This window comes from Pseudoclavibacter sp. RFBA6 (genome assembly GCF_002931575.1).
GTDB classification, from domain to species: Bacteria; Actinomycetota; Actinomycetes; order Actinomycetales; family Microbacteriaceae; genus Pseudoclavibacter; species Pseudoclavibacter terrae.
On record NZ_PSUA01000015.1, the window covers coordinates 137,189 to 162,363 of the forward strand.

21 protein-coding genes are annotated in these 25,175 nt (G+C 69.3%); 8 read left to right on the forward strand and 13 right to left on the reverse strand.

The features are described 5' to 3' along the window. The first annotated feature begins 84 nt into the window (after nt 1–84). Together C5C17_RS15360 and C5C17_RS15365 are read left to right on the forward strand one after the other, a co-directional pair. Nucleotides 85–708 (forward strand): TetR/AcrR family transcriptional regulator, encoded by a 624-nt coding sequence (locus tag C5C17_RS15360; protein WP_258066243.1) that lies wholly within the window; start codon nt 85–87, stop codon nt 706–708. A gap of 58 nt (nt 709–766) precedes the next feature. Beyond that, the gene (locus C5C17_RS15365) at nt 767–2,533 is read left to right on the forward strand and encodes an MDR family MFS transporter (RefSeq protein ID WP_104254274.1); all 1,767 of its coding nucleotides are present in this window, start codon (nt 767–769) and stop codon (nt 2,531–2,533) included. A gap of 44 nt (nt 2,534–2,577) precedes the next feature. On the opposite strand, the gene C5C17_RS15370 is transcribed toward C5C17_RS15365, so the two are convergent. From C5C17_RS15370 to C5C17_RS18700, 3 genes are all read right to left on the reverse strand, one after another. Then, entirely contained in the window at nt 2,578–3,255 is a 678-nt protein-coding gene (locus tag C5C17_RS15370) for a hypothetical protein (RefSeq protein WP_146079205.1), read from the reverse strand. Between the two features lie 4 nt (nt 3,256–3,259). Then, on the reverse strand, nt 3,260–4,948 hold the full coding sequence (locus C5C17_RS15375) for an HNH endonuclease signature motif containing protein (RefSeq protein ID WP_181028634.1): 1,689 nt from the start codon (nt 4,946–4,948) through the stop codon (nt 3,260–3,262). A 316-nt stretch (nt 4,949–5,264) separates the two neighbouring features. Further along, a complete protein-coding gene (locus C5C17_RS18700) occupies nt 5,265–5,426 on the reverse strand; it encodes a hypothetical protein (protein WP_181028635.1) in 162 nt (53 codons plus the stop codon). 98 nt (nt 5,427–5,524) lie between these two features. Between C5C17_RS18700 and C5C17_RS15380 the strand changes: the two genes are divergently transcribed. The 3 genes from C5C17_RS15380 (at nt 5,525) to C5C17_RS15390 (ending at nt 8,105) form a co-directional block, all read left to right on the forward strand. Next, on the forward strand, nt 5,525–6,244 hold the full coding sequence (locus tag C5C17_RS15380; protein ID WP_104254277.1) for a DedA family protein: 720 nt from the start codon (nt 5,525–5,527) through the stop codon (nt 6,242–6,244). A gap of 174 nt (nt 6,245–6,418) precedes the next feature. After that, complete coding sequence (locus tag C5C17_RS15385) at nt 6,419–7,615, forward strand: MFS transporter (RefSeq protein ID WP_104254278.1); 1,197 nt, start codon at nt 6,419–6,421, stop codon at nt 7,613–7,615. Nucleotides 7,616–7,898: 283 nt separating this feature from the next. Further along, nucleotides 7,899–8,105 (forward strand): hypothetical protein, encoded by a 207-nt coding sequence (locus C5C17_RS15390; RefSeq protein ID WP_146079207.1) that lies wholly within the window; start codon nt 7,899–7,901, stop codon nt 8,103–8,105. 16 nt (nt 8,106–8,121) lie between these two features. Here C5C17_RS15390 and C5C17_RS15395 read toward each other — a convergent pair whose 3' ends face one another. The 6 genes from C5C17_RS15395 to C5C17_RS15420 form a co-directional block, all read right to left on the reverse strand. After that, a complete protein-coding gene (locus C5C17_RS15395; RefSeq protein ID WP_104254280.1) occupies nt 8,122–8,667 on the reverse strand; it encodes a CPBP family intramembrane glutamic endopeptidase in 546 nt (181 codons plus the stop codon). 233 nt (nt 8,668–8,900) lie between these two features. Next, a complete protein-coding gene (locus C5C17_RS15400; protein ID WP_104254281.1) occupies nt 8,901–10,361 on the reverse strand; it encodes a GntP family transporter in 1,461 nt (486 codons plus the stop codon). Between the two features lie 93 nt (nt 10,362–10,454). Continuing rightward, nucleotides 10,455–11,390: an NAD(P)-dependent oxidoreductase gene (locus C5C17_RS15405; protein WP_104254282.1), complete on the reverse strand. Its 936-nt coding sequence runs from the start codon at nt 11,388–11,390 to the stop codon at nt 10,455–10,457. A gap of 47 nt (nt 11,391–11,437) precedes the next feature. Beyond that, nucleotides 11,438–12,928, reverse strand: a complete 1,491-nt coding sequence (locus C5C17_RS15410) for a four-carbon acid sugar kinase family protein (RefSeq protein WP_374953925.1) — start codon at nt 12,926–12,928, stop codon at nt 11,438–11,440. A gap of 200 nt (nt 12,929–13,128) precedes the next feature. Then, nucleotides 13,129–13,836, reverse strand: a complete 708-nt coding sequence (locus tag C5C17_RS15415) for a FadR/GntR family transcriptional regulator (protein ID WP_104254284.1) — start codon at nt 13,834–13,836, stop codon at nt 13,129–13,131. 333 nt (nt 13,837–14,169) lie between these two features. Then, on the reverse strand, nt 14,170–15,030 hold the full coding sequence (locus C5C17_RS15420; protein WP_104254285.1) for a MerR family DNA-binding transcriptional regulator: 861 nt from the start codon (nt 15,028–15,030) through the stop codon (nt 14,170–14,172). Between the two features lie 134 nt (nt 15,031–15,164). On the opposite strand from C5C17_RS15420, the gene C5C17_RS15425 reads away from it, so the two are divergent. Further along, nucleotides 15,165–17,264 carry a heavy metal translocating P-type ATPase gene (locus C5C17_RS15425; protein WP_104254286.1) on the forward strand — a complete coding sequence of 700 codons (2,100 nt, stop codon included), beginning with the start codon at nt 15,165–15,167 and terminating at the stop codon, nt 17,262–17,264. 156 nt (nt 17,265–17,420) lie between these two features. Next, a complete protein-coding gene (locus tag C5C17_RS15430; RefSeq protein ID WP_181028658.1) occupies nt 17,421–19,751 on the forward strand; it encodes an FdhF/YdeP family oxidoreductase in 2,331 nt (776 codons plus the stop codon). A 60-nt stretch (nt 19,752–19,811) separates the two neighbouring features. On the opposite strand, the gene C5C17_RS15435 is transcribed toward C5C17_RS15430, so the two are convergent. The 3 genes from C5C17_RS15435 to fdhA form a co-directional block, all read right to left on the reverse strand. Continuing rightward, nucleotides 19,812–20,096 carry a DUF3253 domain-containing protein gene (locus C5C17_RS15435; RefSeq protein ID WP_104254287.1) on the reverse strand — a complete coding sequence of 95 codons (285 nt, stop codon included), beginning with the start codon at nt 20,094–20,096 and terminating at the stop codon, nt 19,812–19,814. Beyond that, nucleotides 20,093–20,914 (reverse strand): alpha/beta fold hydrolase, encoded by an 822-nt coding sequence (locus C5C17_RS15440; RefSeq protein ID WP_104254288.1) that lies wholly within the window; start codon nt 20,912–20,914, stop codon nt 20,093–20,095. Before C5C17_RS15440 ends, C5C17_RS15435 begins: the two co-directional genes overlap by 4 nt. Nucleotides 20,915–21,111: 197 nt before the next feature. Continuing rightward, nucleotides 21,112–22,326 carry a formaldehyde dehydrogenase, glutathione-independent gene (gene fdhA, locus C5C17_RS15445; RefSeq protein ID WP_104254289.1) on the reverse strand — a complete coding sequence of 405 codons (1,215 nt, stop codon included), beginning with the start codon at nt 22,324–22,326 and terminating at the stop codon, nt 21,112–21,114. Nucleotides 22,327–22,584: 258 nt separating this feature from the next. Between fdhA and C5C17_RS15450 the strand changes: the two genes are divergently transcribed. Further along, entirely contained in the window at nt 22,585–23,442 is an 858-nt protein-coding gene (locus tag C5C17_RS15450; protein WP_104254290.1) for an NAD(P)H-binding protein, read from the forward strand. A 519-nt stretch (nt 23,443–23,961) separates the two neighbouring features. On the opposite strand, the gene C5C17_RS15455 is transcribed toward C5C17_RS15450, so the two are convergent. Continuing rightward, nucleotides 23,962–25,137: an FAD-dependent oxidoreductase gene (locus tag C5C17_RS15455; protein WP_104254291.1), complete on the reverse strand. Its 1,176-nt coding sequence runs from the start codon at nt 25,135–25,137 to the stop codon at nt 23,962–23,964. Between the last annotated feature and the right edge of the window lie 38 nt (nt 25,138–25,175).

Sequence of the window (25,175 nt, forward strand, 5' to 3'; positions counted from 1 at the left end):
TAGGGCAACGGATGCGCACGGGGAGGCCCCACATCTCCTCGCAGAGCCCGTTGCACTTTCCACGAAAAGTGCAATACTGCACTAGTGACAGAGAGTGCAATGAGCCTGCGTGCCCGCAAGATGGCGCGAACGAGCCGCGACCTCGCGGCGGCCGCCCGCAGGCGAGCCCTTGATGCGGGACTCGCCGGCTTCACGATCGAGGAGCTGTGCGAGCAGGTCGGGATCTCCCGGCGGACGTTCTTCAACTACTTCGCGTCGAAGGAAGACGCAGTTCTCGGCATCTCCGCCCGGCGCGACACGGCGCACCTCGACGAGGACTTCGCAGCTGGCGGCGACCCGCACAGCAAGCACCTGAGCCCCGACCTCCTGGAGGCGCTCACGCGTCTCGCCCTCGAGCGGTGGCGGATGGACGACCCTGAGCCCGACCCGGAGCGGGTGCGCGAGGTCATGGCTGTCATCGACCAGGAGCCGCGCCTCTTCAAGCGGGTGCTCGAGCACATGTCGAGCGACGAGAAGCGCGACGTGGCCCTCGTCGAGCGCCGCGAGGGGCTTCCTGCAGGTGACCTCCGCGCCTCCGCGGCGGTGCAGATCCTCATGTCGGTCATGCGGGCGAGTGCGTTCGAGTTCTTCACGACCGACAACGCCGACGACATGGAGACGGTTGTCGGCAGGCGCGTCGACGCCGTGCGCGCCGTGCTGCACGGCTGACCTTCTGCCATCCCCGCGGTTCGCCGCATTCCCCATCACTCTTCGAACGGACCAACGCATGACCTCCACCGCACACGCGCCTGCCGAGCCGCAGTTCCTGCTGACGAAGCGCAGGATCTGGACGATCTTCGGCGCCCTGATCGCCGGGATGCTCCTCTCGAGCCTCGACCAGACGATCGTCTCGACCGCGATGCCCACGATCGTCGGTGAGCTCGGCGGTGTCGACCACCAGGTGTGGATCACCACCGCATACCTGCTCGCGACGACCATCGTCATGCCGATCTACGGCAAGTTCGGCGATGTGCTCGGGCGACGGAACCTGTTCCTCATCGCCATCGCGATCTTCACGCTGGCCTCGGTCGGGTGCGCCTTCGCGGACAGCTTCTGGGCGTTCGTCGTGTTCCGTGCCCTCCAGGGGCTCGGCGGCGGTGGCCTCATCATCTTGTCGCAGGCGATCATCGCCGACATCGTGCCGGCCAGCGAACGCGGCAAGTACCTCGGCCCGCTCGGCGCGGTCTTCGGCCTGTCCGCCGTCGGTGGCCCCCTACTCGGCGGCTACTTCGTCGACCACCTGACGTGGCAGTGGGCGTTCTACATCAACATCCCCGTCGGCATCGCCGCGTTCGTCATCGCGGTCGTCGCGCTGAAGCTGCCGAGCAAGAAGGCGACGAAGCGCATCGACTACCTCGGCGTCATCTTCCTGTCGGCCGCGACGACGTGCCTCATCTTCTTCACCGACTTCGGTGCGGATGCTGAGCATGGCTGGGGCTCGATGGTCACGTGGGCGTGGGGCCTGGGCCTGCTCGTCGCGGCGGCACTGTTCGTCTTCGTCGAGTCGCGTGCCGAGGATCCGATCATCCCCCTCGGCCTCTTCAAGAACCCGATCTTCGTGAACGCGACGGCTATCGGGCTGACGCTGGGTATCGGCATGTTCGCGGCGATCGGGTTCGTGCCGACGTTCCTGCAGATGTCGTCCGGCACCTCGGCGGCGGCGTCTGGTCTGCTCATGCTGCCCATGATGGCGGGACTCATGGGCACGTCGATCGCGTCGGGGATCCTGATCTCGAAGACGGGCAGGTACCGCATCTACCCGATCGTCGGCACGGTCCTGACCGGGCTCGCGATGGTCGCCATGACGACGCTGACCGCGGAGACGCCGGTGTGGTTGATCTGCGTGTTCCTGTTCTTCTTCGGGGCGGGGCTCGGTCTCATCATGCAGGTGGTGGTGCTGGTGGTGCAGAACGCGGTTCCGGCTGCGGAGATCGGCACGGCGACGAGCACCAACAACTACTTCCGCGAGGTGGGTGCCGCACTCGGCACGGCGGTGTTCGGCGCGATCTTCACGACGCGCCTCACCGAGAACCTGACGTCGGTGTTCACGGCGAGCGGGGCGAGCCCGGCGGATGCGGCGGCGGCGACGTCGTCGATCGACCCGCAGACGCTGTCGCAGCTGCCCGACGGGGTTCGAGATGGCATCGTCACGGCGTATGCGGATGCGCTGGCTCCCGTGTTCTGGTATCTCGTGCCGTTCATCGCGCTCGCGTTCCTGCTGTCGCTGTTCCTGAAGCAGATCCCGTTGTCGGATGTCGCCGGGCTGGTCGCCCGCGGTGAGGCGGTTGGCGGCGATGAGGCTGAGGAGCTGGATGCGGCGGCCCGGGGCGCTCGTGCAGGGCGTGACGGTGTCGCAGAGACGCCAGGGGTCGGCGCGGCGTCGGCGACGGGCGCGTCGACGACGGTTGCTTCGGCCCCGGTTACCTCGGCCCCGGTCACCTCGGCCGCAGAGGGGTCCGATCAGGTTGCGGGCACCTCGACGCAACGCGACTAGCGTTCCTCCGTCACGGGCCGGCTCGCCGAGGGCTTCTGCCCTGCTCAGGCGGCTGGCCCGTTGGCGAACGTCCTGGCTGCTCGGAGCGCGGCCTCCACGTGCATCCCCTCGAAGGGCAGGACGGCGGCGAGCGCGTCGCACGTGAGGTCTGGGCCTAGCTGTGCGGCGCGGAGAACGGCTTCTGCGTCCACGCGTTCTGGTGCTGATTCCGGGTCGTCGAGTTCCATGGCGGCGCCTTGGAACCAGTCGTCTGCGGCGTCGAGCGTCCGCTGTTCGGTGAGCACGGGCAGCAGGTGCCGGTCGAGGCCGTCGGCGACGCCGTGGTCGACGGTGTGCCAGTTGGCTTCGCCGCGGTCGAGCCAGGAGACGAACCCGAGCCAGGGCTGCTCGTCACCCCTGGTCCACTCGCGACCCGATTCATCGCGAACCGCGGCCTCGACGTGCTCGATCACCCAGTCGGGGAGGCCGGCGGTGGGGTCGATGCCCGTCTGATGCGTCTCGGAGTGGTCGCGGTCGATGCCGCTGAGCACGGCGCGGCCGTCGGCGAGTGGAGTGAGGCGAGCCCAGCTGCCGCCGCCGTCCGAGTAGAACCAGCCGTGGCGGTCGGCGCGCGCGTTCTGGCTGTTCTCACCGAGAATCGCCGTCTCTATGGCGGCCGCCAGTGCCCAACGACCTTTCATCACTTCGAGGGGTGGGAAGTGCAGTTCGCGGATTCGTGGCATGCGCCTAGTCTCGCAAGCCGCCGGTCGACAGCGCCTGGGCGGCGGTGCCGGCGACGGGGTTGGCGGCGGGGTTGGCGGCGGTGCCGGCGACGGCGTTGGCGGCGGTGCCGGCGACGGCGTTGGCGGCGGTGCCGGCGACGGTGCCGGCGGCGGCGTTGGCGGCGGTGCCGGCGACGAGCTCGGGTACGGAGGTACTGAACTCCACGGCGCGCGCCGCGCTGTCACGCGCGCGAATCTGGCTGCGCCTGTTCCGTGGCCCCGTTGCGGGTTCGACGTTCCATGCGCGGTCGGTCGAGGGCACGATGGCAAGCCTCTCCAGGTGGACTTCGTGGTGGTGGAAGCTGCACAACGCGATGCCGTTGCGGGTGTCGGTGAGACCGCCCTGCCACCAGGGTCTGACGTGGTGGAATTCGACCATGTCGTCGGGGAACTCGCACCCGGGTGCCCGACACCAGCCGTCTCTGGCGAAGATCGCTCTTCGCTGAGCGGGGCTGAAGAGTCGTCGCTTGCGACCCAGCTTGAGCACTTCTCCGTCGTCGTCGACGAGGGCGGCCCGGACGATTCCGTCGCACAGGATGCGCCTTGCGACTTCGATCGGGGCCGGTTCGCCGGAGTGCTCGAAGCGCGGCCCATCGGTCAGGCTGTCGATGGCTCCGAGGAGCCCTGTGCGAGTGACCGAGACGACCAGGGTCGGAGCCTCGCCGCCCGTGCGCGGCGCGCCCGGGGACTCAGCATGCTGCGCGAACACCGACACGAGCGCGTCGATGCGCCGTTGGGATGGGCTGCGCTCGTTTTGGATCGGCGCCTCAGGCTCGTGCACACCGGACGCATCGGGCACACCGACTGCACCGGACGCACCGACTGCACCGGACGCACGAAGCGTGGCGTCATGGCCGGCGTCTTCCTCGTCGCAGGCGTGATCGCGCCTCGACGAGAGGTACGCGTCGAGGACTCGCTGCAGGATCTCGCCCTGCTCGGGCGTCGCGAGGAGTCGCCCCTGCACCATACCGTCGGAGCGGCGCGTGAAGGAGAGACCGCGCTTCTCGGCTTGGCGCTCCGCGTTCGGCTCCGCACCGTCGGGGTCGAGGAAGGCAACCCACACGGCCGCCTGCTTGGCGAGGCGCTCCGGCGAGGCGGGCTCGTCGTCTTCTGGCGTGAGTCCACAGGCTGCCTGCACGAGCTCGTACTCCGCACGATCGAGACCGGAGGCATCAGCGCGACCATAGGCCTCACGGAGCCCTCTGACGATCGCTGATGCCTGTGAGAGGGTCACTCGCCCTTCTGCGACGGCGACCGCGACGTGGCCCCGCGTCGGCTGCAGCGGCTCACCCGTCATGCTGATCGTCTCGCGAGTCGCGTCCGCGAGCTCTCGCAGGACGCCCGCCTCACCTCGACGGAGCCCGAGCGTCTGCTGCACGGCCTCGTGCACCGACCGGAAGCCGCCGCGCCGCACCAGCGACCCCGAGAACGCCAGGGGGGTGACCTCGTCGCGCCCGAGCAGCTCGGCAGTCATCTCGAGGAGGGTCGCGTCCAACATCCGCTTGCGAGCGGCGAGCTCTTCGAATGCGGCGAAGAACTCGGCGTCGAGGAGGGATGCGACGGGACGGCGCCCGTCGATGAGCGCCTCGATTCCCGGAGTCGCGTTGACAGCGGTCTCGCGAACAGACGCCGCAACACCTGCCGGAAACGGCACGTCACTCATCCGGGGTCCGACTCCGGCCTCCCCCGGGGCATCGGAGCAAGGACGAACAGCCGAAGCAGGAGAACCACCGAGCGCGCCCGAGCACGAGGCCTCGTCGCCGCGCAGATTCTGCGTTTCATCTCTCATCTCGACCTCCCCCAAGATCCAGCTCCACTCTACTATTTTCTCGAATATATCTACGAGATATCCACAGTAGATTCTCTCCGACGCGGCCCCACGCGCAGGAGCGCCGACGCACTCACCGCCGCCTCCTCAAGCTACGACCCACCGCCGACATCCCGACCCCGCGGTGCCACTCGCGGCCCGCCTACTGCACCGCGGAGGTGGTGACCAGCCTGAGCCACGGCCCCGGCGGCACGTCCTCGACGTCGACACACGCCCAGTCGACGAGGTCGGCGACGGGGAGACACCCGCGCACGTTGGCGAGCGATTCCCCCTGCCTGGACGTCCAGACCGCGAGCTGCACCACGATCGACGCCCGCGCTTGGCGGAATCGCCCCCTCTTCGCCCATCCGCAGGGGATACCCTTCGTTCACCTCAAGAATTCTGCGACTGGATGCATCTTCCGTGGTTCCCACACTCTTCCCCTGGCTCGACCCCGAAACGATCATTCACGGCGCGGGCCCCTGGGCGCTGCTCGTCGTCTGCCTCATCGTGTTCTCGGAGACCGGCCTCCTCGTCGGATTCCTGCTGCCCGGCGACACACTGCTCCTCATCACCGGCCTCCTCGCCTTCTACCCCGGCATCGGCTTCGACATCTGGTGGGTGTGCCTCGCCATCGGCTTCGCCGCGTTCCTCGGAGGCGAGGTCGGCTACCTGATAGGCCGTAAGGCCGGCCCGAGGATCTTCGAACGCAAGGAGAGCGGCCTCTTCAGCATGAAGAACGTCGAACGCACCAACGCGTTCTTCGAGCGCTTCGGAGGCCTCGCCGTCATCGTCGCCCGCTTCGTGCCCATCGTCCGCACGTTCGCTCCAGTCGCGGCCGGCGTCGGCAAGATGGACTACCGCAAGTACACGATCTACAACCTCATCGGCGCCCTCATCTGGGGGTCCGGCCTCACCTTCGCCGGTTACCTCCTCGGCTACGTGCCCGTGCTCGGCGACTTCATCCGCGAGTACATCGACGTGATCCTGATCCTCGCCGTCCTCGCGACCGTCGTGCCCACGAGCATCCACTACCTCCTCAACGCACGGAAGTCGCGGCGCGAAGCTCAGCAGCTGAGCCGTGAGGAAGCCGAAGCGCTCGCCCTCGCGCCGAAGGACTTCGACCAGAAGCTCGGCGACTGAACGCCGAACGAGACGAAACCGGACCGCGCGAACCGCCCCTCACAACCCCCGCCTCGACTCGTTGCGGCACGTTTCGCAGCGCCGCCCCACGCCTCCCGCGAGACGTAGGCTGGGTTTCCGCGGCATCGTCTGCCGCGTCTCTGACGGCGTTGCAGTGAGGAGTTCAGTTCTCAGATGAGCGGCATCTGGCGGTACCAGTCGACTTCGATCCCCCTCAGACTGGCGAACGCCGGAGCGGTCGTCGCTCTTCCCCTCCTCGCCGTCGAACAGCTCGGAGATGTCGCGGTCGGCGGGTTCCTCGTCGCCGTCGCCCTCTTCCCGAGCGTCATCGCGGCGCCGCTCGTCGGCGCGCTCCTCGACCGGATGCGCCGACCCCGCCTGCTCCTCATCATCGGCGGTGCCATCACCGCCGCCGCGTACCTGTTCGCGTCGCAGCTCGGCACCCTGCCGATCGGCGTGATCGCGCTCATCCTCGCGGTTGCCGGCTTCGTGACCCCCGCATACATGGGCGGCCTCTCGAGCTTCGCGCCGGACAACATCGAACCCGTTCGGAAGGCGTATGCGCAGGACGCCCTGTCCTACACGATCGCTTCGGTCGGCGGGCCCGCACTGGCCGCGCTCGCGATCCCGCTCGCCGGGTCCGCTCGGCTCGCGATGGTGCTCCTCGCAGCCCTCGCGTTCATCGGGGCGATGGCCGGATTCGGCATCCGGATGCACCCCAAGGAAGGCGCCGTCGAAGGGCTCGGCCGCACCATCGCCCGCGGCATGACCTACCTCGTGCGGCACAAGCCGATCGCGATCGTCACCACGGCCGGCACCGTCAGCCAGATCGCCGGTGGCGCGCTCGGCATCGCAGCGATCGCCATCTCCCTGGAACGCACCGGCTCCGAAGCATCCGCCGCCTGGATCGTCACGGCCTACGCCATCGGCGGCCTCGCCGGCGCGCTCTTCATGGCCATCAGGACCTGGACCACGCGTGGCCCCGTGTGGGTCATGGGCATGGGCTTCGTCGCGACGGGCGCGTTCCTCCTCATCGCCGTCCCTGCGCTCCCGGTCGGCTTCACGTTCGCCGCCGTCTTCGTCGCCGGCCTCTTCGCGGCGCCCGCGAACGCCGCCATGATGCTGCTGCGCGACAAGGAGAGCAAGCCGAACGTGCGCTCCCAGGTCTTCACCATCGGGGCAGGACTGCGCGTCACCGCCGCCGCGATCGGCGCAGCGGTCGCAGGCCTCATCGCCGGGTTCGACGCTGGTTGGCTCGTCGCCGGCATGGCCATCATCTGGATCCTCTCCGGCGCCATCCTCTGGTTCTTCCCGAACCCGCCGGCCCGCACGGGCGTCATCCCCGTGCAGAAGGGGCCGCAGGCGCCGTAGGTCTGCCCCGGGCCGCGGGCGCATGCTCGCGGCCGCGGTTCCGAGTGGATGCGTCCATGCGCTAGACACGGCCCACTCGCGTATCGCTGCCAGCCAAATGGCCCCTACCGCGACCTCGCCCTCGATCGCTGCCAGCCAAATGGCCCTTCAGACCACCTCCAGAGGGCCACTTGACTGGCTGTGATCGCGCCTGGGATGGCGCGGATGCAGGAGCCCCCGTCGGGCTGGCGTGCGAGGATCGCCGGAAGACGCGCGCCCAGCGCCCGAGCGAGCGGAGTATCCCGTGGCCGAGAACCCCCTGCTAGTGGTCGCTGTGATCGCGCTCGGTTTCCTGGCGGTCACCTTCCTCGTCGTGTGGATGGTTCGCGCAGCACCTCGTCCGCCTCGCGACTCAGAACTCTCCCCCGACGAGCGCCGGCGCCGGGCCGAGAACCCGGGGCCTCCCCCGACGCGCATCCGCTTCGACCAGGGCAACAACTCGGGCTACTGAGGACCTGCCGACGGGATCATCCTGCGATGAAGCCAGCCGCGAGGTTGGCTACGACATGCACGACGGCACCTGGACCGAACGTGCCCGTCTTCTCGCGCAGCCAGCCGAGCATCCACCCCGCCGCGAACTGCACTGGGATGATCGGCCACAGGCGGACGTCGATGAGCAGCAGTGCAGAGTGCGGGAGTACGAACAGCGTCGCCTGAACGAGGTTCCCGACGGCGAAACCGAGCCGCCGAACGAAGATTCCCCCGAGCAGACCCCGGAAGAGGACTTCCTCACCGACCGCGCGCAGCACCACTGACGCCGCGACGCCGACCGACGTGACCCGAGCGACGGTGACTCCAGGCGCGGCGAGCGCCTCCTCCGGGATGAGCACTATCGCGAGCCAACCGGTGAGGAGCAGCGGCAAGAGGAGCAGCGCCGCCCAGCGGTAGGCGGAAGCTGAGCCCCAGGATGCGCCGAGCCTCTCGAGCGCTGAGCGCAGCGTTCGGTGCTCCCCACGCGACTGCACCAGGACGTACACCAGCCCGGGGAGGCAGAACACGACGAACTCGACCACGGCCCGAGCCTAGCTGCGGGGTTGTGGCGCCCGCGGTACCCACCCGGTATCCGTCCCCACGCCCGCGCCCGCAGCATCCGTTCGGCAGTCGCTGCCAGCCAAGTGGCCCAATTGCCGCCGCACGACTCCATCGCTGCCAGCCAGGTGGCCCTTCAGCCTCTGCCATAGGGGCTACTTGACTGGCAGCGATCGAGTGCGGCGGCGGATGCGTGCGCGGGTCGGGTGGGGTGGGGCTACGCGATGCCCACGATCAGCCAGACGACGGAGCAGAGCAGGAAGCCGACGAGGCCGAGCACCGTTGTGAGGACCGTCCAGGTGCGGAGGCCATCCGCGACGCTCAGGCCGAGATAGCGCGTCACGACCCAGAAGCCGGAGTCGTTGACGTGCGACAGGCCGAGGGCGCCGAAGGACATCGCAAGTGCGAGGAGCGCGACCTGGATCGTGGAGTAGTCGCCGCCGAGGACCGACGCGCTGAGCAGCCCGGCCGTCGTGAGGATCGCCACGGTCGCCGACCCTTGGGCGGCTCGCAGCGCGAGCGAGATCAGGAAGGCCATGAGCATGAGCGGCATTCCCGTCTCGAGGAGCGTCTCGCTGAGCGCCGTTCCGATGCCGCTCTCCGTGAGCACGCGGGCGAACGACCCACCGGCTCCGGATACGAGGATGACGATCGCGACGGGCGGCAGGGCCGATTCGATGACCTCGCCAAGCTGGGTTGCGTTCCATCCTCGGCGGAATCCGAGGAAAAAGCTCGCGAGCAGCACTGTCACGAGCAGCGCGAACAGGGGCGCGCCGATGAAGCCGAGCACGTTGCGGACGGGGTCGCCCGATGGGAGCAGCGTGGCGCCGACCGTGCCGAGGGCGATCATGACCAGCGGGGTCAGGATGAGCGCCATGATCATTCCCGAGCTCGGGGGTGCGACGGTGCCGGTCTTCGTCGAGGTTGCGACAGGGGACGTCAGCGCGCCAGATCCGTCGACGACCGACTCAGCGCCTTTCTCGGTTCCGAACGCCGCGAAGGAGGCAGCGGTGCTCGGCAGCATCGTGAAGTCGCGACGGTTGAGCCACTTCGAGAGGAAGTGCGCCACCACGGCTAGGGGCAGGCACACGGCGAGGCCCAGGATGGTCACCCAGCCGAGGTCGGCCCCGAGGATGCCGGAGCCGCCGACGATGCCCGGGTGCGGTGGGACGGACACGTGCACGGCGAGCATGATGCCGCCGATGGGGAGGCCGAACTTCACGGGGTTGACGCCGGCGGCCTTGCAGAAGCCGTAGATGATCGGCACGAGGATGATGAAGCCGACGTCGAAGAACACGGGGATCGCGAGGACGAGCGCCGCCGCGGTGAGTGCGCCGGCGACGCGCTTCGGGCCGAGGATCTTCGTGAACCGGCCGGCGAGGCTCGACGCGCCGCCGGAGATCTCGATGATCTTGCCGAGCATCGCACCGAGTGCGACGAGGATGGCGACCGAGCCGAGCACTCCGCCCATCCCGGCGATGATCGATTCGATGATGCCGAGCCTCGCCGGTTCAAGGTCGGTTTCGGGGATCGTGACGAGCGGCAGTCCCGTCGCGAGACCGACGAGGATGCTGACGATGAGCAGCGCCAGGAAGGCGTGGACCTTGAGTTTGATGATCAGCAGCAGGAGGAATGCGATTCCTCCGACGCCGATGGTGAGCAGCAGCAGGGTGGACAAGTCCGTCTCCTTTGACGAGAGCGTGGGTGTGACGAGAGCGGGGTCGGCGAGAGCAGGACTCTCGCCGGCGGGGTGTCTGGGGCCGTCTGAGTCCTAGTCGGTGGCCTTGGGGGCGAGGGCGAGGATGACGGCTGAGTCGTCGGATGCGCCGAGACCCTGCGCCTGGCCGAGGAGGTACAGCTGCTCGGCGGCCGCGGCGACCGGCGTGGGGAGTCCGACGGAGCGGCTCGCCTTGCCGACGATGCCCATGTCCTTGACGAAGATATCGAGTCGGCTGAGCACTTCGGCGCCGTCCTCGTCGTAGGCCTGCAGGATGCGCGGCCCGCGGTTCGCGAGCATGAACGAGCCGGCGGCTCCCGCCCCGAGCGTCTCGAGGGTCTTCTCGGGGTCGAGCCCGAGGCGCTCGGCGAGGGCGAGCGCCTCCGCCGCGGCCGCGATGTGCACGCCGCACAGCAGCTGGTTGACGGTCTTGAGCGCCTGCCCGTCGCCGGGGCGGTCGCCCACGACGGTGAGCGTGGATGCGAGCAGCTCGAGCACGGGCTGCGCCTTCTCGCGGGCGGCGGGCGTCGCGCCGACGACGATGAGGAGGTCACCCTGGCCCGCGCGGACGGGGCCGCCCGACAGGGGCGCATCCACGAGCTCGACGGAGTGCTGCTCGAGGCGGGCGACGACGTCGGCGATGCCGTCGGTGCCGACAGTGCTCGTGAGGATGACGACGGCTCCCTCGTCGAGCTTGTCGGCGATGCCGTTCGCGCCGAAGAGCACGTCGTGCAGCTGCTCGCCGTTGCGGACAGCGAGGAGGACCGCGTCGACGCCCGCGACGGCGCTGGCCGCCGAGTCGTGCGGCGCGATGCCCGCGGCGGCCGCGAGGTCCAGGCGCGGCTGCGCGATGTCGAAGCCGTTGACGGTCAGCTGGCTGCTGAGGCGCGTCGCCATCGGCAGGCCCATGGCGCCGAGTCCGAGGACGGCGACGGAGTAGGAGGTGGAGGTGGAGGTGGAGGTGGAGGTGGAGGTGGAAGTGGAAGTCATGGTTGCTCGTTTCTCGGTGCGTGTTGAGGTCTCAGCGCTGTTGCTGATCAGTTGGCTACGGGTGCGGATGCGGATGCTGCCGCGCCGGCCGCGGGGCCGACGCCGGTCTCGGCGCTCGCGTGGAACTTCTCGACGACTCGCGCGAGCGAGTCCTCGTCGCCGACGTTGCCGGCGAACACGACGTAGGGGATGCCGTCGGCCGGCCCCCCGACCGCCTGCCAGAGGGAGACGATGCCGGGCAGCATGGGGCCGCGCACGACCGCGTGGCGGATCTCGAGGCCGTTGGTGGCGACGTCGCTCGAGGTGATGCCACCCTTCGCGATGACGAAGCTCGGCGGCGTCTCACGCAGCGCGTGGGCGACGACCTCGCAGACGGCGGCCGAGACGTTCCTCGAGATCGCGAGCGACGCATCCGCGTCGTCGGTCTTCACGAGCTCGCGGCTCGTGTGGAGGATGACGTCGCCTGTCGCGAGCGCCTCGATGACGCGCGCCTTGGCGTGGTCGAGGTGCGCGTCGCGACGGTCGGCGTCGATGATCGCCGAGACGGAGAGCTCGACGGTCGGGAGGTCGGGGTGCTCCCGGTGCAGGGCCGCGAGCTGCCGGGTCGTGAGGTCGACGTGCGAGCCGACGACGATGAGGCCACCGGCGGCTGACGCGTCCGCACTGTCGCGAGCGAGCTGGGCCGGCTCGAGGGGCGTGGCGATCTCCTGACCGATGCGGGCGCGCACGAACGGCGGCCCGACGCGGTACAGGAACTGCTTGCCGTCGGCCTCTGCGAGCTCGAGCCCGAGGGCGACGATGCGGATGTCGTCCTCGATGACCACGTCGACGACGATTGGCTGGCCGCCGCGCGCATCCTGCAGCGTGGCGGCGACCGCTTCCGGCCCGCGGCGGATGATGTCGAGCGAGAGCACGGTGACGTCGGCGGCCGCCCAGCGGCCCTTCGTCTTCTCCTCGACCCATTCGGGGAGAGCGGAGCTGCGGAACCCGAACGTCGCATCCTTCGCGAACTCCGTCTCGGCGACGGGCACGAGCGCGCCGTTCTGGCGGTAGTAGTGGATGCCCCCGATGGTGACCCTGCCGGCGTCGGGGAAGGCGGGGACGATGAGGACGCCGTCGGGAACCGGGCCGCCGAGCTCTTCGAGCGTCGCCGCGATGACGTCGGTCTCGAGCGGGTAGTGGCCGCGCAGCGTGCTGTCGCCGCGGCTCACGAAGGCGACGCGGCGCTCGAGGCGCTCCGCTGCGGCGAGGGCCGCGGTGACGATCTCGCGGTTGCGCGCTGCGGCGGACTCGGCGTCCAGGCTTCGGGTGTTGGTCAGCACGTAGACGGCGTCGCGGCCCTGTTCGAGCGCCCAGACGAGGTCGTCCTGCTCCCAGCGGGTGAGGACGGGGAGGTCGGCGACCGACTGCGTCCCGGTCGGGTCGTCGTCGAGGACGATGAGGGTCACTCCGGACTCGCGGACCCGGTCGGCGACCTCCGCGGCATCGACGCGCACTGGTGCGGGGTACTGCTCGAGCAGTCGGGTTTCATCCATCAGAGAACTCCCTTGTAATCGGATATCAGATATCTTGCGCCCGCCAGAGGGGGTTGTCAAGGAGATATCTGATATCCCGGATCATGGGGGCACGGATGAGCGGAGAACCAGCGCGCCCGTCGTGACAGCTGACCCCCGCCAGGCCAGGAGACTTGGCCGTGCTGGAAGACGGCGAGCGGCCAGGCGCGGGGTCATGCGTGCGCTCAGGCGCGAGGCCTCAACACGTACTGCTGGAGATCATCCGCCGTCTGCTGCATGTGCGACTCCATCGCCGCGCGCGACGCTGCCGCCTCGCCCGAGCGGAGCGCCTCGAGGATCGCTGCGTGCTCGCGGATCGCGTTCACCTGCACCTGCGGCACGGCCGAGGTCTCGTACCGACGCTCGTACAGGAAGCGACCGAGCGGTTCGAGCAGCACGCGCAGGAACGGGTTGCCGCTGGCCCGCAGCACCACGTCATGGAACGCGATGTCGGCCGTCACGAACGTGTGCACGTCGTCGGCGGCGGATGCGGCGCGCATCTCCTCGAGGCACGCCTCGAGCCGCTCGAGGTCGTCATCCGTGCGCAGGGGCGCCGCGAGCTCGCACGCACCGGTCTCGATCATCCGCCGGAGCTGCACGAGCTGCACCGACGCCTGCGCCTTGCCTTCGGTCGACGTCGCGGCACGCAGCAGCGGCTCGATGCCCGTCCAGTCCTCCATCGGGAGCACGCGGCCGCGAGTGCCGGGAACCGGCTGCACGACGCCCTGCGCCTGCAACGTCTTGAGCGCCTCGCGAAGCGTCAGACGGTTGACGCCGAGCCGCTCGGCGAGGTCGATCTCGCGCGGCAGCGGCGCGCCCTGTGGCAGCTCCCCCGAGATGATGTCGTCGAGGAGCCGGTCGCTGACCGACTGAACAAGCGATGCTCTCGCCATGGTGACCTCCGAACTCGCAATGGTAGTAGGCGGGGCCGCGCCCGCGCCCGCGCACCCACGCGAACGCCCGCCCGTTCACCCCGCACCCACTCACCCTGCACCCGTGCCCCGTGCCCGCGCATCCGCCACCCGATCGCTGCCACCGTTTCCGCAGTCCCGAGCTGCAACATGCTTCGAGGGCGATCGCTGCCAGCCAAGTGGCCCCTGAGCCACCGCACGCCTCGGTCGCTGCCAGCCAAGTCGCCCTTAAGCCTCGGCCATACGGGCCACTTGACTGGCAGCGATCGGGCGGATGCGCGGCGACGCCGGACATTGGGGCGACGCGGGGCAGCGTCACGGCAGCGTGACGGCGACCTCCACGACGAAGTTCTGTGCATCTTCGCCGACGACACTCTGGCGCACCTCCGGCGACGTGAGTGCCATCCCGCGCTCCGCGAGCGCGTCGAAGAGAGCGACAGCGGCAGGATGCACGGAACCCTCGGGCAGATCAGCACCGTCCGACCGCCACACGGCAACAAGCTCGGTCCGTGGCGGCAGCTCGCCGACGAGCGTGCGCTCGTCGTCCCACGACGCGTCGCCCGGTTGCGGGATGCGCGCGATCGGCCAGCAGAGCAGCATCTGCAGCTCAGATGCTCTCGCCGTGCTGCCCGGGGCCTCCCGGAAGGTCGTCCAGAACCCGGACCCCGGCTCGAGCCCAGCCTCGACGATGCGCCCATGCAGTTCGACGAATCCCCGGTTGGCGTCCTCGTCAGTCGGCACCGCGCGGCCGCCCCCGAGGTCAGCGCCAGCTGCACCCAGGTCGGCGGGCAGCGAAATGACGAGCGCCACGAAAGGTGTGGCGCCAAGATGCCGCTCCTCGACGACAACCGGGCGCGCAAATGCGGTGAGCACTGCATCCGCTGCCGTCATGACCGCATCCTCGGCGTCACGTTGTTGCAGCACTTCCGCCCGATGGCGAAGCAGCACCTCGGCCGTGTCGCCGTCTCGAACAGCCTTCGCGGCGGCAGGCAACGGCACGCCGGCGACCCTCAGCGTCTGCAGGAGGGCACCGTCGCGCACCTGCGATTCGGCGTATCTGCGGTACCCGGTCGCCGCATCCACCTCGAACGGGACGAGCGCCTTCGTCTCGTCGTAATGCCGCAGCGCCTTGACGCTGATGCCGGTTGTCGTCGCGAACTCCCCGATGGTGAGCATGCCTCAAGCCTGCCGCCTCCCCTAACGGGAGAGTCAAGTTCGGGAATGCATCGGCGCCGTGCCCCGTTGACCCATGTACCCCCACGGGGTATCACAGATGGATGCACCACGTCGCGCATGCCGAGGAGAACCACATGAGCACCCAGCACGAACCGCACGCCCACGAGCACGGCCAGGAAGGACACGCGACTACCGCGAACCAGGCAGGCCACGCGGGTCACGCCGGCCATGGCGGCCACGCCGGCCACGGCGCGGATCACGTCGCCCAGTTCCGGCGCCTCTTCTGGATCAACCTCGTCATCGCCGTGCCCGTCGTCGGCTTCTCGAGCATGTTCGCGATGCTGCTCGGCTACGAGATCCCCGGCTTCGCGGGCGCGGGCCTCGTCGCGCCCATCCTCGGCACCGTCATGTACGTCTGGGGTGGCCGCCCCTTCCTGACCGGCGCGGTCAGTGAGCTCAGGGCCCGCAAGCCCGGCATGATGCTGCTGATCGCGCTCGCGATCACCGTCGCGTTCGCCGCGTCGTGGGGTGCGAGCCTCGGCCTTCTGCATCACGACCTCGAGTTCTGGTGGGAGCTCGCGCTGCTGATCGTCATCATGCTGCTCGGCCACTGGATAGAGATGCGCTCGCTCGCGCAGACGACGTCGGCGCTCGACTCCCTCGCTGCGCTGCTGCCGGACAGCGCCGAGCGGGTCGAGGGTGATCGCATCGTGCAGGTCTCCCCCGCCGAGCTGGCGGTGGGCGACATCGTCGTGGTTCGCCCAGGTGCGAGCATGCCGGCGGACGGCAGGATCACCGAGGGGCGGGCCGACGTCGACGAGTCGATGGTGACCGGCGAGTCCAGGCCCGTGTCCCGCGGCGTCGGCGACACAGTTACGGCGGGGACGGTCGCGACCGACTCCGGCCTGCGCATCCGCGTCACGGCGACTGGCGACAACACGGCCCTCGCCGGCATCCAGCGACTCGTCGCCGACGCGCAGAGCTCAACGTCGCGAGCGCAGCGGATCGCCGATCGAGCTGCCGCCTGGCTGTTCTGGTTCGCCCTCGTTGCCGCCGCCGTCACGGCCGTCGTCTGGACGCTCGTCGGCAACCCGGACGCCGCCGTCATGCGCACCGTCACGGTCCTCGTCATCGCCTGCCCCCACGCTCTGGGCCTCGCGATCCCACTCGTCGTGTCGATCGCGACGGAGAAGGCGGCGCGCAGCGGCGTCCTCATCAAGGACCGACTCGCGCTCGAGAGCACCCGCACCGTCGACGCCGTCCTCTTCGACAAGACCGGCACCCTCACGATGGGCGAGCCGACGCTCACCGAGATCGCGATCGCAGGCGGCTCGACAAATGCACCCACGGCCGACGCGGTACTCGCGATCGCGGCCGCCGCGGAGACCGACAGCGAGCATCCGCTTGCCAAGGCCATCGTCCGAGCGGCTTCGACGCGCGGCCTCACCGTGCCCACGGCATCGAACTTCAGCTCATCGCCGGCAGTCGGCGTCACGGCGACCGTCGACGGCCGCGAGGTTCGTGTCGGCGGGCCACGCCTCCTCGAGGCGCTTGACGCGTCCGAGATCAGCGAAGCGGATGCGTGGCGCGCAGATGGGGCGATCATCCTGCACGTCGTGCGAGACGGCGCGGTTGTGGGCGGCCTCAAGCTGGCCGACGAGATCCGTCCCGAGTCGCGCGATGCAGTGGATGCTCTCCACCGCCTGGGTATCGAGGTCGTCCTGATCACGGGTGACGCCGAAGCCGTCGCCCGCGCGGTCGGCGAGGAGCTCGGCGTCGACCGCGTCTACGCCGGCGTACGGCCCGAGGACAAGTCGGCGAAGGTCGCCGAGCTGCAGGCCGAGGGCAAGAAGGTCGCGATGGTCGGCGACGGCGTCAACGACGCCCCTGCCCTCGCGCGTGCCGACGTCGGCATCGCCATCGGCGCGGGCACGGACGTGGCCATCGCGTCCGCCGGGGTGATCCTCGCGAGCGACGACCCCCGCTCCGTGCTCTCCGTCATCGCGCTGTCGCGAGCGAGCTACCGCAAGATGAAGCAGAACCTGTGGTGGGCGGCCGGCTACAACCTGGTGTCTGTGCCGCTCGCGGCGGGCATCCTCGCACCCGTCGGGTTCATCCTGCCCATGTCGGTCGGTGCGGTGCTCATGTCGCTCTCGACGATCGTCGTCGCCGCCAATGCGCAACTGCTGCGCCGCGTCGACCTCGCACCGGATGCCAGTGCGCGCGTGAGGTAGCTGCATCCGGGTGATCGCCGCCTGTGTTCCCAACCGCCTGCGAGCCCGGGGCGTTGGGAACACAGGCAGCGATCGACACCAGCACTCCGCGCGTAGACTGACCGCATTCCCCCGGGAGGAGCAACGATGCCCGAACCGAAGCATCCAGAGAAGCACATGAAGCCGGTCGACGGTGTTGCGCGCATCGTGGAGAACATCGACGAGACCGCAGCGATGTTCTCGGAGCCCAAGATCACGGCCGTCGGCATCCCAGCTGTGCTGAACTCGCTCAAGGTCACGACGGCGCAGATGGGCCCGACCCGCACGGCCCGCACCCTGCTGCGCATCAACCAGAAAGACGGCTTCGACTGCCCCGGATGCGCGTGGCCGGAAGGCAAGCACCGCAGCCCCGCGGAGTTCTGCGAGAACGGCGCGAAGGCCGTCGCCGAGGAGGCCACGAAACGGCGCATCCCGCCGAGCTTCTTCGCCGAGCACTCCATCGAGGAGCTGCGCACATGGGACGACTACTCGCTCGGCCAGCAGGGCCGCCTCACGCACCCCATGCTGCTCGACGAGGGCGGCACCCATTACCGCGCCGTCAGCTGGGACGAGGCCTTCGACATCATCGCCGACGAGTTCGCGCAGATGTCGACCCCTGATGAGGCGATCTTCTACACGTCGGGCCGCACCTCCAACGAGGCCGCGTTCGTCTACCAGCTGTTCGTGCGCGGCCTCGGCACCAACAACCTCCCGGACTGCTCGAACATGTGCCACGAGTCGAGCGGCTCGGCCCTCGGCGAGACACTCGGCATCGGCAAGGGCTCCGTGAGCCTCGAGGACATCCACGAGGCCGACCTCATCATCATCGCCGGCCAGAACCCCGGCACCAACCACCCCCGCATGCTGACCGCGCTCGAGAAGGCGAAGATCAACGGCGGCAAGATCATCGCCGTGAACCCACTGCCGGAGGCGGCGCTCATGCGGTACGAGAACCCGCAGACCGTGCGCGGCATGGTGCTCGGCGGCACCGCCCTGAACGACCTCTTCCTGCAGATCAAGCTCGGCGGCGACCAGGCGCTCTTCCAGGCGCTCGGGCGCATCCTGCTCGACGCCGAGGAGGCGAACCCTGGCACCGTGTTCGACGCCGAGTTCATCGCCGCCAAGACGGAGGGGGTGGATGCGTACCTCGAGTCGCTCCGGCGGCTCGACTGGTCGGAGGTCGAGACCGCCACGGGACTCGCCGAGGCTGAGATCCGCGAGGCCGGCGAGATGCTGCTCGCGTCGAAGTCCACGATCGTCTGCTGGGCCATGGGCCTGACGCAGCACAAGCACTCCGTGCCGACCCTCCGCGACTGCGTCAACCTGCTGCTCCTGCAGGGCAACATCGGCAAGCCGGGTGCGGGCGTCTGCCCCGTGCGCGGGCACTCCAACGTGCAGGGCGACCGCACGATGGGCATCTTCGAGAAGATGCCCGAGTCGTTCCACGACAAGCTCGACGCCGAGTTCTCGTTCGCCTCCCCCCGCAAGCACGGCTACGACACGGTCGAGGCGATTCGCGCCATGCGCGACGGCAAGGCCAGAGTCTTCATGGCGATGGGCGGCAACTTCTCCCGGGCGACGCCGGACACGGCCGTGACCGAGGCCGCCATGGAGTCGCTCGCCCTCACCGTGCAGGTGTCGACGAAGCTCAACCGATCGCACGTCGCGACGGGACGCCGGGCCCTCATCCTCCCCACCCTCGGCCGCACCGAACGCGACCGCCAGGCCGGGGGCACGCAGCGCGTGACGGTCGAGGACTCCATGAGCGCGGTCCACGCGTCGCGCGGGCGGCTCGAGCCGGCGAGCGATGAGCTGCTCAGCGAGGTCGCGATCGTGACGATGCTCGCCGAGCGGGTCCTCACGCGCTCGCGGCCGAACGTGCCGCAGGTGAACTGGGCCGAGCTGCGCGCCGACTACGCGAACGTGCGCGCGTCCATCTCCCGGGTCATCCCTGGCTTCGAGGACTTCGAAGCGAGGATCGACGAGCCGGGCGGGTTCATCCTGCCGAACGGTCCGCGCGACGGCCGCGACTTCTCGAACATCGGCGGCACCGCGAAGTTCACCGTCAACGAGCTCGAGTTCCCGTTGGTGCCGGAGGGCCGCCTCCTGCTGCAGACGCTGCGCTCACACGACCAGTTCAACACCACCATCTACGGCAAGGACGACCGGTACCGGGGTGTGAAGAGCGCGCGGCGAGTCGTGTTCGTCAACGAGGCGGATGCGCGCGACCTTGGCCTCGCGGATGGGGACCACGTCGACATCGTCTCGGAGTGGCCCGGCCGCGACGGCACGCTCGAGGAGCGCCGCAGCGAGCGACACCGCATCGTGTTCTACTCGACGCCCCGCGGCTGCGTCGCCGCGTACTACCCCGAGACGAACGTGCTCGTGCCGCTCGACTCGACGGCCGACGTCAGCAACACCCCGACGTCGAAGTCGGTCATCGTGCGGTTGGAGAAGGTGCAGTCCTGAGGCGATCCCCCGCCGCACGATCACACGCCGGAGCTGAACTTCGGTCGTCGCCCTGAGACCTCAGCGGCGGCGGATGCGGATGGGCCCCTTGGCCGTCGCACCGTCGATCACCTCACCGCCCTGCGTGATGTCGACCTCGCCTGCGTCGACAAGGCGTTGCGCGGCGGCCCTCGCCGCGTCCATGTCGTCTCGCCATTCGTCGCCGCCGACGGCACGCGCCGCCTCCGATGGGCAGATCGTCGCCCCCTTCGCACGGTTGTCCAGGAGGTCGAGGATCACCCGCTCGAGCTCATCGCCAGCGCGGCCCCGGGGGCGCCCACCCTTGGCGGCGCCTGCGGCGCTCACAGCAGCCGCTCCGCCAGCACCTTCGCCGTGGCCTCCGGATGCACGCGGTGGCCAACCGACTCGGCGACCTCGACGAGCTCGGCGCCAGGCAGGGTCTCGGCAAGCAGCTTCGCGGCGCTCGCGAGAAACGGGAACGTGTCGCCGCCCACGACGATCGTCACGGGTGCTTGCACGGCGACCATCGCCTCCGTAGGCGTCGACACCTGCCGCACGAGCTGCGCGTCGTAGACGGTCGACTGCGCGAGCGGCACGAGCCCAGGGAAGATGGGGCTCTGCTTGATCTGCTCCACGAGAGCAGGGTCGAGGCCCACGCCTTCGAGCTGGAAGGTGGAGACCGCCGTCGCCTCGTCACCGTCGTCGACGAGGCGCTGCAGACGCTCGACGAGGTCAGCGGCGGGCTCGTGCTGCCCGAAGCGGAACGGCGGCTCGGAGAGGAACAGATGCTGCACGGGCACGCCCAGCGACGCGGCGAAGAGCGCGAGCACTGCACCCGAGGAGTGCCCGATGACACTCACTCGACCGCCGACCGCGTCGATGACGGCCGCCAGGTCTTCAGCCTCGCGCTCTGGCGCCGAGGGTTTCGTGTCGCCGCTGTCCCCGCGAGCGCGACGGTCGTAGGAGACAGCCGCGAAACCCGCCCCGACAAGCGCTCTCGCGAACTCCGTCACATCGCGCGCCGTCGAGAAGGCGCCGTTGACGATGACCACCACGGGCCCTTCCCCGCGGATCTCGTACGCGATGCGAGTCCCGTCGGCGGAGTCAGCGACCTCGCGGTCGACGCGGACCCCACCGACGTCGCTCTGCTCTGCTGCAACCATGTTCCTGCTCCCCTGCCCCTGCGAGTGCCGGCCTCGGTGCCCGCACTCGACTACGACCACAGTCTGCACCCGGCCACCGACAAAACGACGCGAAAGCTCCGACGAATACATCGAGCCCCGCGCTGCAGTCCATCCCTGCAGCACGAGGCCCGACGCCATCCACGCTCTGTCGCGGTCTGATTCTCCCCCGCGCAGAGCTACTTCACGTAGCCATTCGGGTTGAGCACGTACTTCTTGGGCGCGCCTGCATCGAAGTCCGCGTAGCCCTTCGGCGCCTCGTCGAGCGTGATGGGGGTCGCCTGCACTGCATCCGCGATCTTCACCTTGTCGAAGAGGATCGCCTGCATGAGCTGCCGGTTGTACTTCATGACCGGGCACTGCCCGGTCGTGAACGACAGCGACTTCGCCCAGCCGAGGCCGAGACGAATCGACAGCGAGCCGACCTTCGCGGCTTCGTCGACCCCACCCGGGTCGCCCGTCACATACAGACCCGGGATGCCAAGCGCTCCACCGGCCTCCGTCACCGTCATGAGCGAGTTGAGCACCGTCGCTGGCGCCTCGTGCCCGGCGTCCGAGCCGTGGCCGCGCGCCTCGAACCCGACCGCATCCACGCCGCACTCGACCTCCGGCACCCCCAGGATCTGCTCGATCTGCTCGCCCGGGTCGCCCTTCGAGACATCAACCGTCTCGCAGCCGAAGGATCTCGCCTGCGCGAGACGATCCTCGTTGAGGTCGCCGACGATGACACACGCAGCGCCAAGCAGCTGGGCGCTCACCGCCGCCGCGAGGCCGACGGGTCCAGCACCCGCGATGTAGACGGTCGACCCTGGGCCGACACCCGCCGTGTACGCACCGTGGAACCCGGTCGGGAAGATGTCCGAGAGCATCGTCAGGTCGAGGATCTTCTCGAGCGCCTGGTCGCGGTCGGGGAACTTGAGGAGGTTCCAGTCGGCGTACGGCACGAGCACGTACTCAGCCTGCCCGCCGACCCAGCCGCCCATGTCGACGTAGCCGTACGCACTGCCGGGACGGTCGGGATTGACGTTGAGACAGATGCCCGTCTTGCCCGCCTTGCAATTGCGACAGCGACCGCAGGCGATGTTGAACGGCACCGACACGATGTCGCCGACCTTGATGAACTCGACGTCGGGCCCCACCTCGATGACCTCGCCCGTGATCTCGTGGCCGAGCACGAGGTCGACCGGCGCCGTTGTGCGGCCGCGCACCATGTGCTGGTCGGACCCGCAGATGTTCGTGGTCACGGTGCGGAGGATGGCGCCGTGCCGCACCTGCCGTCCCACGTTCGCCGGGTTCACGCCCGGCCCGTCCTTCAACTCGAACTCGGGGTACGGGATGTCGATGACCTCGACCTCGTTCGGCCCCTTGTACGCGACAGCTCTGTTGCTCGCCATGATCTCTCCTTTGAGTTGAGCGGATGCTGCGTGCGGTGCGCGCGAACGCGCAGCCCTGCGAACGTCTCTGTTACGCAGTGTTTCGAGGCTATGGTCCACCGCCACGCCGCGCCAGGATCAGGGGCGGATGAGGGGTGGATGCACAGGCGCATGTCTGCGTGACCGACCGCGACGTTTCCACCTGTCCGCCCGGAATAGCCGCGACGATCCCGTGGTTGTTGTAGCTGCAAGCACCCCCCTCGGAAGGAACAGCACAGCATGGCAATCGTCATCACCGGCGCGACCGGACAGCTCGGCACCCTCGTCATCGACAGCATGCTCGAACGAGGCGCGGCCCCCGCCGACATCGTCGCGGGCGGGCGCAACGTCGAGCGCCTCGAGCAGCTCGCCTCGAAGGGCGTCCGCACTGCCGTCATCGACTACGCCCGCCCCGAGACAGCCGCAGACGCGATCAGCGCCGACGACACCGTGGTGCTCATCTCCGGCAACGAGGTCGGAACCCGGGTCGCGCAGCACGAGACCATCATCGACGCGGCGAAGGCCGCGGGTGCGGCCCGCATCATCTACACGAGCGTCCTCGGCGGCGACCCAGACGCCCTCATCCTCGCCCCGGAGCACGTGGCCACCGAGTCCCTCATCCGCGAGTCCGGCCTGCCCGCGACCGTCGTCCGCAACGGTTGGTACACCGAGAACTACGTTGCCGACATCGCCCAGGGAGAGACCACGGGCGTCATCGCGAACAGCGCAGGCACAGGCCGCGTCGCGAGCGCATCCCGCGCCGACTACGCGTCTGGCATCGCCGCGGTCGCCCTCGAAGACGGTCACGAGGGCAAGGTCTACGAGTTCTCCGGCGACAAGGCCTGGGACTTTGACGAATTCGCGAAGACCCTCGCCGACGCCATCGGCCGCGACGTCGAGTACCGCGCCCTGACAACCCAGGAACACCGGGCCGCGCTCACCTCCAACGGCGTCGACGAGCGCGCGATCGACTTCATCACCGGACTCGACACGAACATCCGCGACGGCGCACTCGGCCTCACGACCGGAGACCTCTCCCGCGTCTCCGGACGACCGACGACCCCCCTCGCCGAGACGCTCCGCACGCTCACCGCATAGGGCCTCGAGCTCGGCGCTCAGCGCACCGCCGTCCTGCCGCGGCTCTCGGCTTTCGGCTCTCGGCTTTCGGCTCTCGGCTTTCGGCTCCGGCCCTCGGCTTTCGGGATGGGTTCCACGCACGCGGATGGGTTGTAAAGCATCCGCGTGCGCGAAAGCCATCCCGAAACCGAAGTGGCAGCAGAACGGGCACAGGCGGCAGCATGCCGAGGCGACACCGTGCAGCCCGCCGCAGGTCCCGCAAGACCAGGCGAGCCGGTAAGGCGGGCACGCACGCATCGCCCCACTCGGGATGGAGAACTCACCTCGTTGCGGGAACTTTCCCCGCACGAAGCGACCTCCCCATCCCGAGACGACCCGGGGAACAAGCGAGCCGGTCAAGGCGGGCACGCACGCAACGCCCGACTCGGGCTGGCAAACTCACCTCGTTGCGGAAACTTCCCCGCACGAAGCGACGTTCCCATCCCGAGACGACCCCGGGGGCGGGGCGAGCGAGCGAGCGCCAGCGGATGCGCGAAGCGGCTACCGCAAGGGCTGCGCGGCGAGCGACCGCGGCCGGCTCAACGAGAACAGCTCGGGCGCCGCACCAGGGCCGTTCTCGGCCAGGTCAGCCCCGAGTCGCCCGATCGACGGCACGAACTTGAAGCCCTCCCCCGCGAATCCGGCGAGCACGACGATGCGGCCGACCCTGTCGACCACGAACCTGGCGTCGTCGGTGGTCGTGTAGGTGCAGCTGATCGGTTCGGCGCTGTCGGCGTCGACGCCGGGCAGCCAGTCCCGGGCGTACTGCTTGATCGCGTCGAGCTGCGCAGGCACCGGCAGGAAGTCGCGGGCGTCGGGGTCGACGACGGGACCCACGCCGTGCCAGCCCGCCTTGATTCCCTCGCCCGGCGTGAGCATCCCGTAGACGGGGGAAAGCCAGCCCTCGTACCCGGGGCGGCCGAAGGCAGGGAGGTGGTTGAAGCTCGGCCAGTCGATGTAGCCGTTGAACTCGCGGAAGTGCACGGGCGCTTCCTGCGTGACCCGCATCCGCGGCAGCTCGACGGTTCCGGCGAGCAGCGTGCGGGTCCACGCGTTGACCGCCGAGACGACGACCTTCGCCGTGATCGTCTCGCGTGCGTGGCCGCGGTGCTCCGGCGCCTCACCCCACGAGTGGGCCTCGACGACGACCCGACCGGCCTCCTCCACGACGCTCACGGCGCGCCTGCCCCAGCTCAGCTCCGCCCCACTCGCCGCCGCCAGCTCAGCCATGCTCGTGAGCGCATCAGCGGCTCGGACCCGGCCCGCCCTCGGCAGGTGCAGCACCTCGGTGTCGAAGCGGATGCCCGGCCACCGCTCACCAGCATCCTTCGTCGAGAGCAGCTCGGCCGCCTCCCCTCCCGCGGAGATGGCGGCGTGGACGTCCGGGCTCGCAGCTCCAGGCCCGTGATTGACGAGGCCGACGAGGTCGAGGATCTGCCGGCCGGAGTCGAGCTGCAGCTCGGTCCACAGCGCACGCGACTCGTGCAGCATCGCGACGAGGTCAGGCTGCGTGTACGAGGTGTTGAAGTTCCGGGTCGCACCGTGGGACGCACCCTGGTGGTGGCCGGGCTGGAACTGCTCGAGCAGCCGGACACTCCTGCCGCGCCTCGCCAGCTGCCAAGCGGTCGATAGCCCCATCGCTCCGCCGCCGATGATGAGCACGTCAACGTCAGTCATGACGCAACGCTACTCGCACTCACCCGGGTCACTTCCTG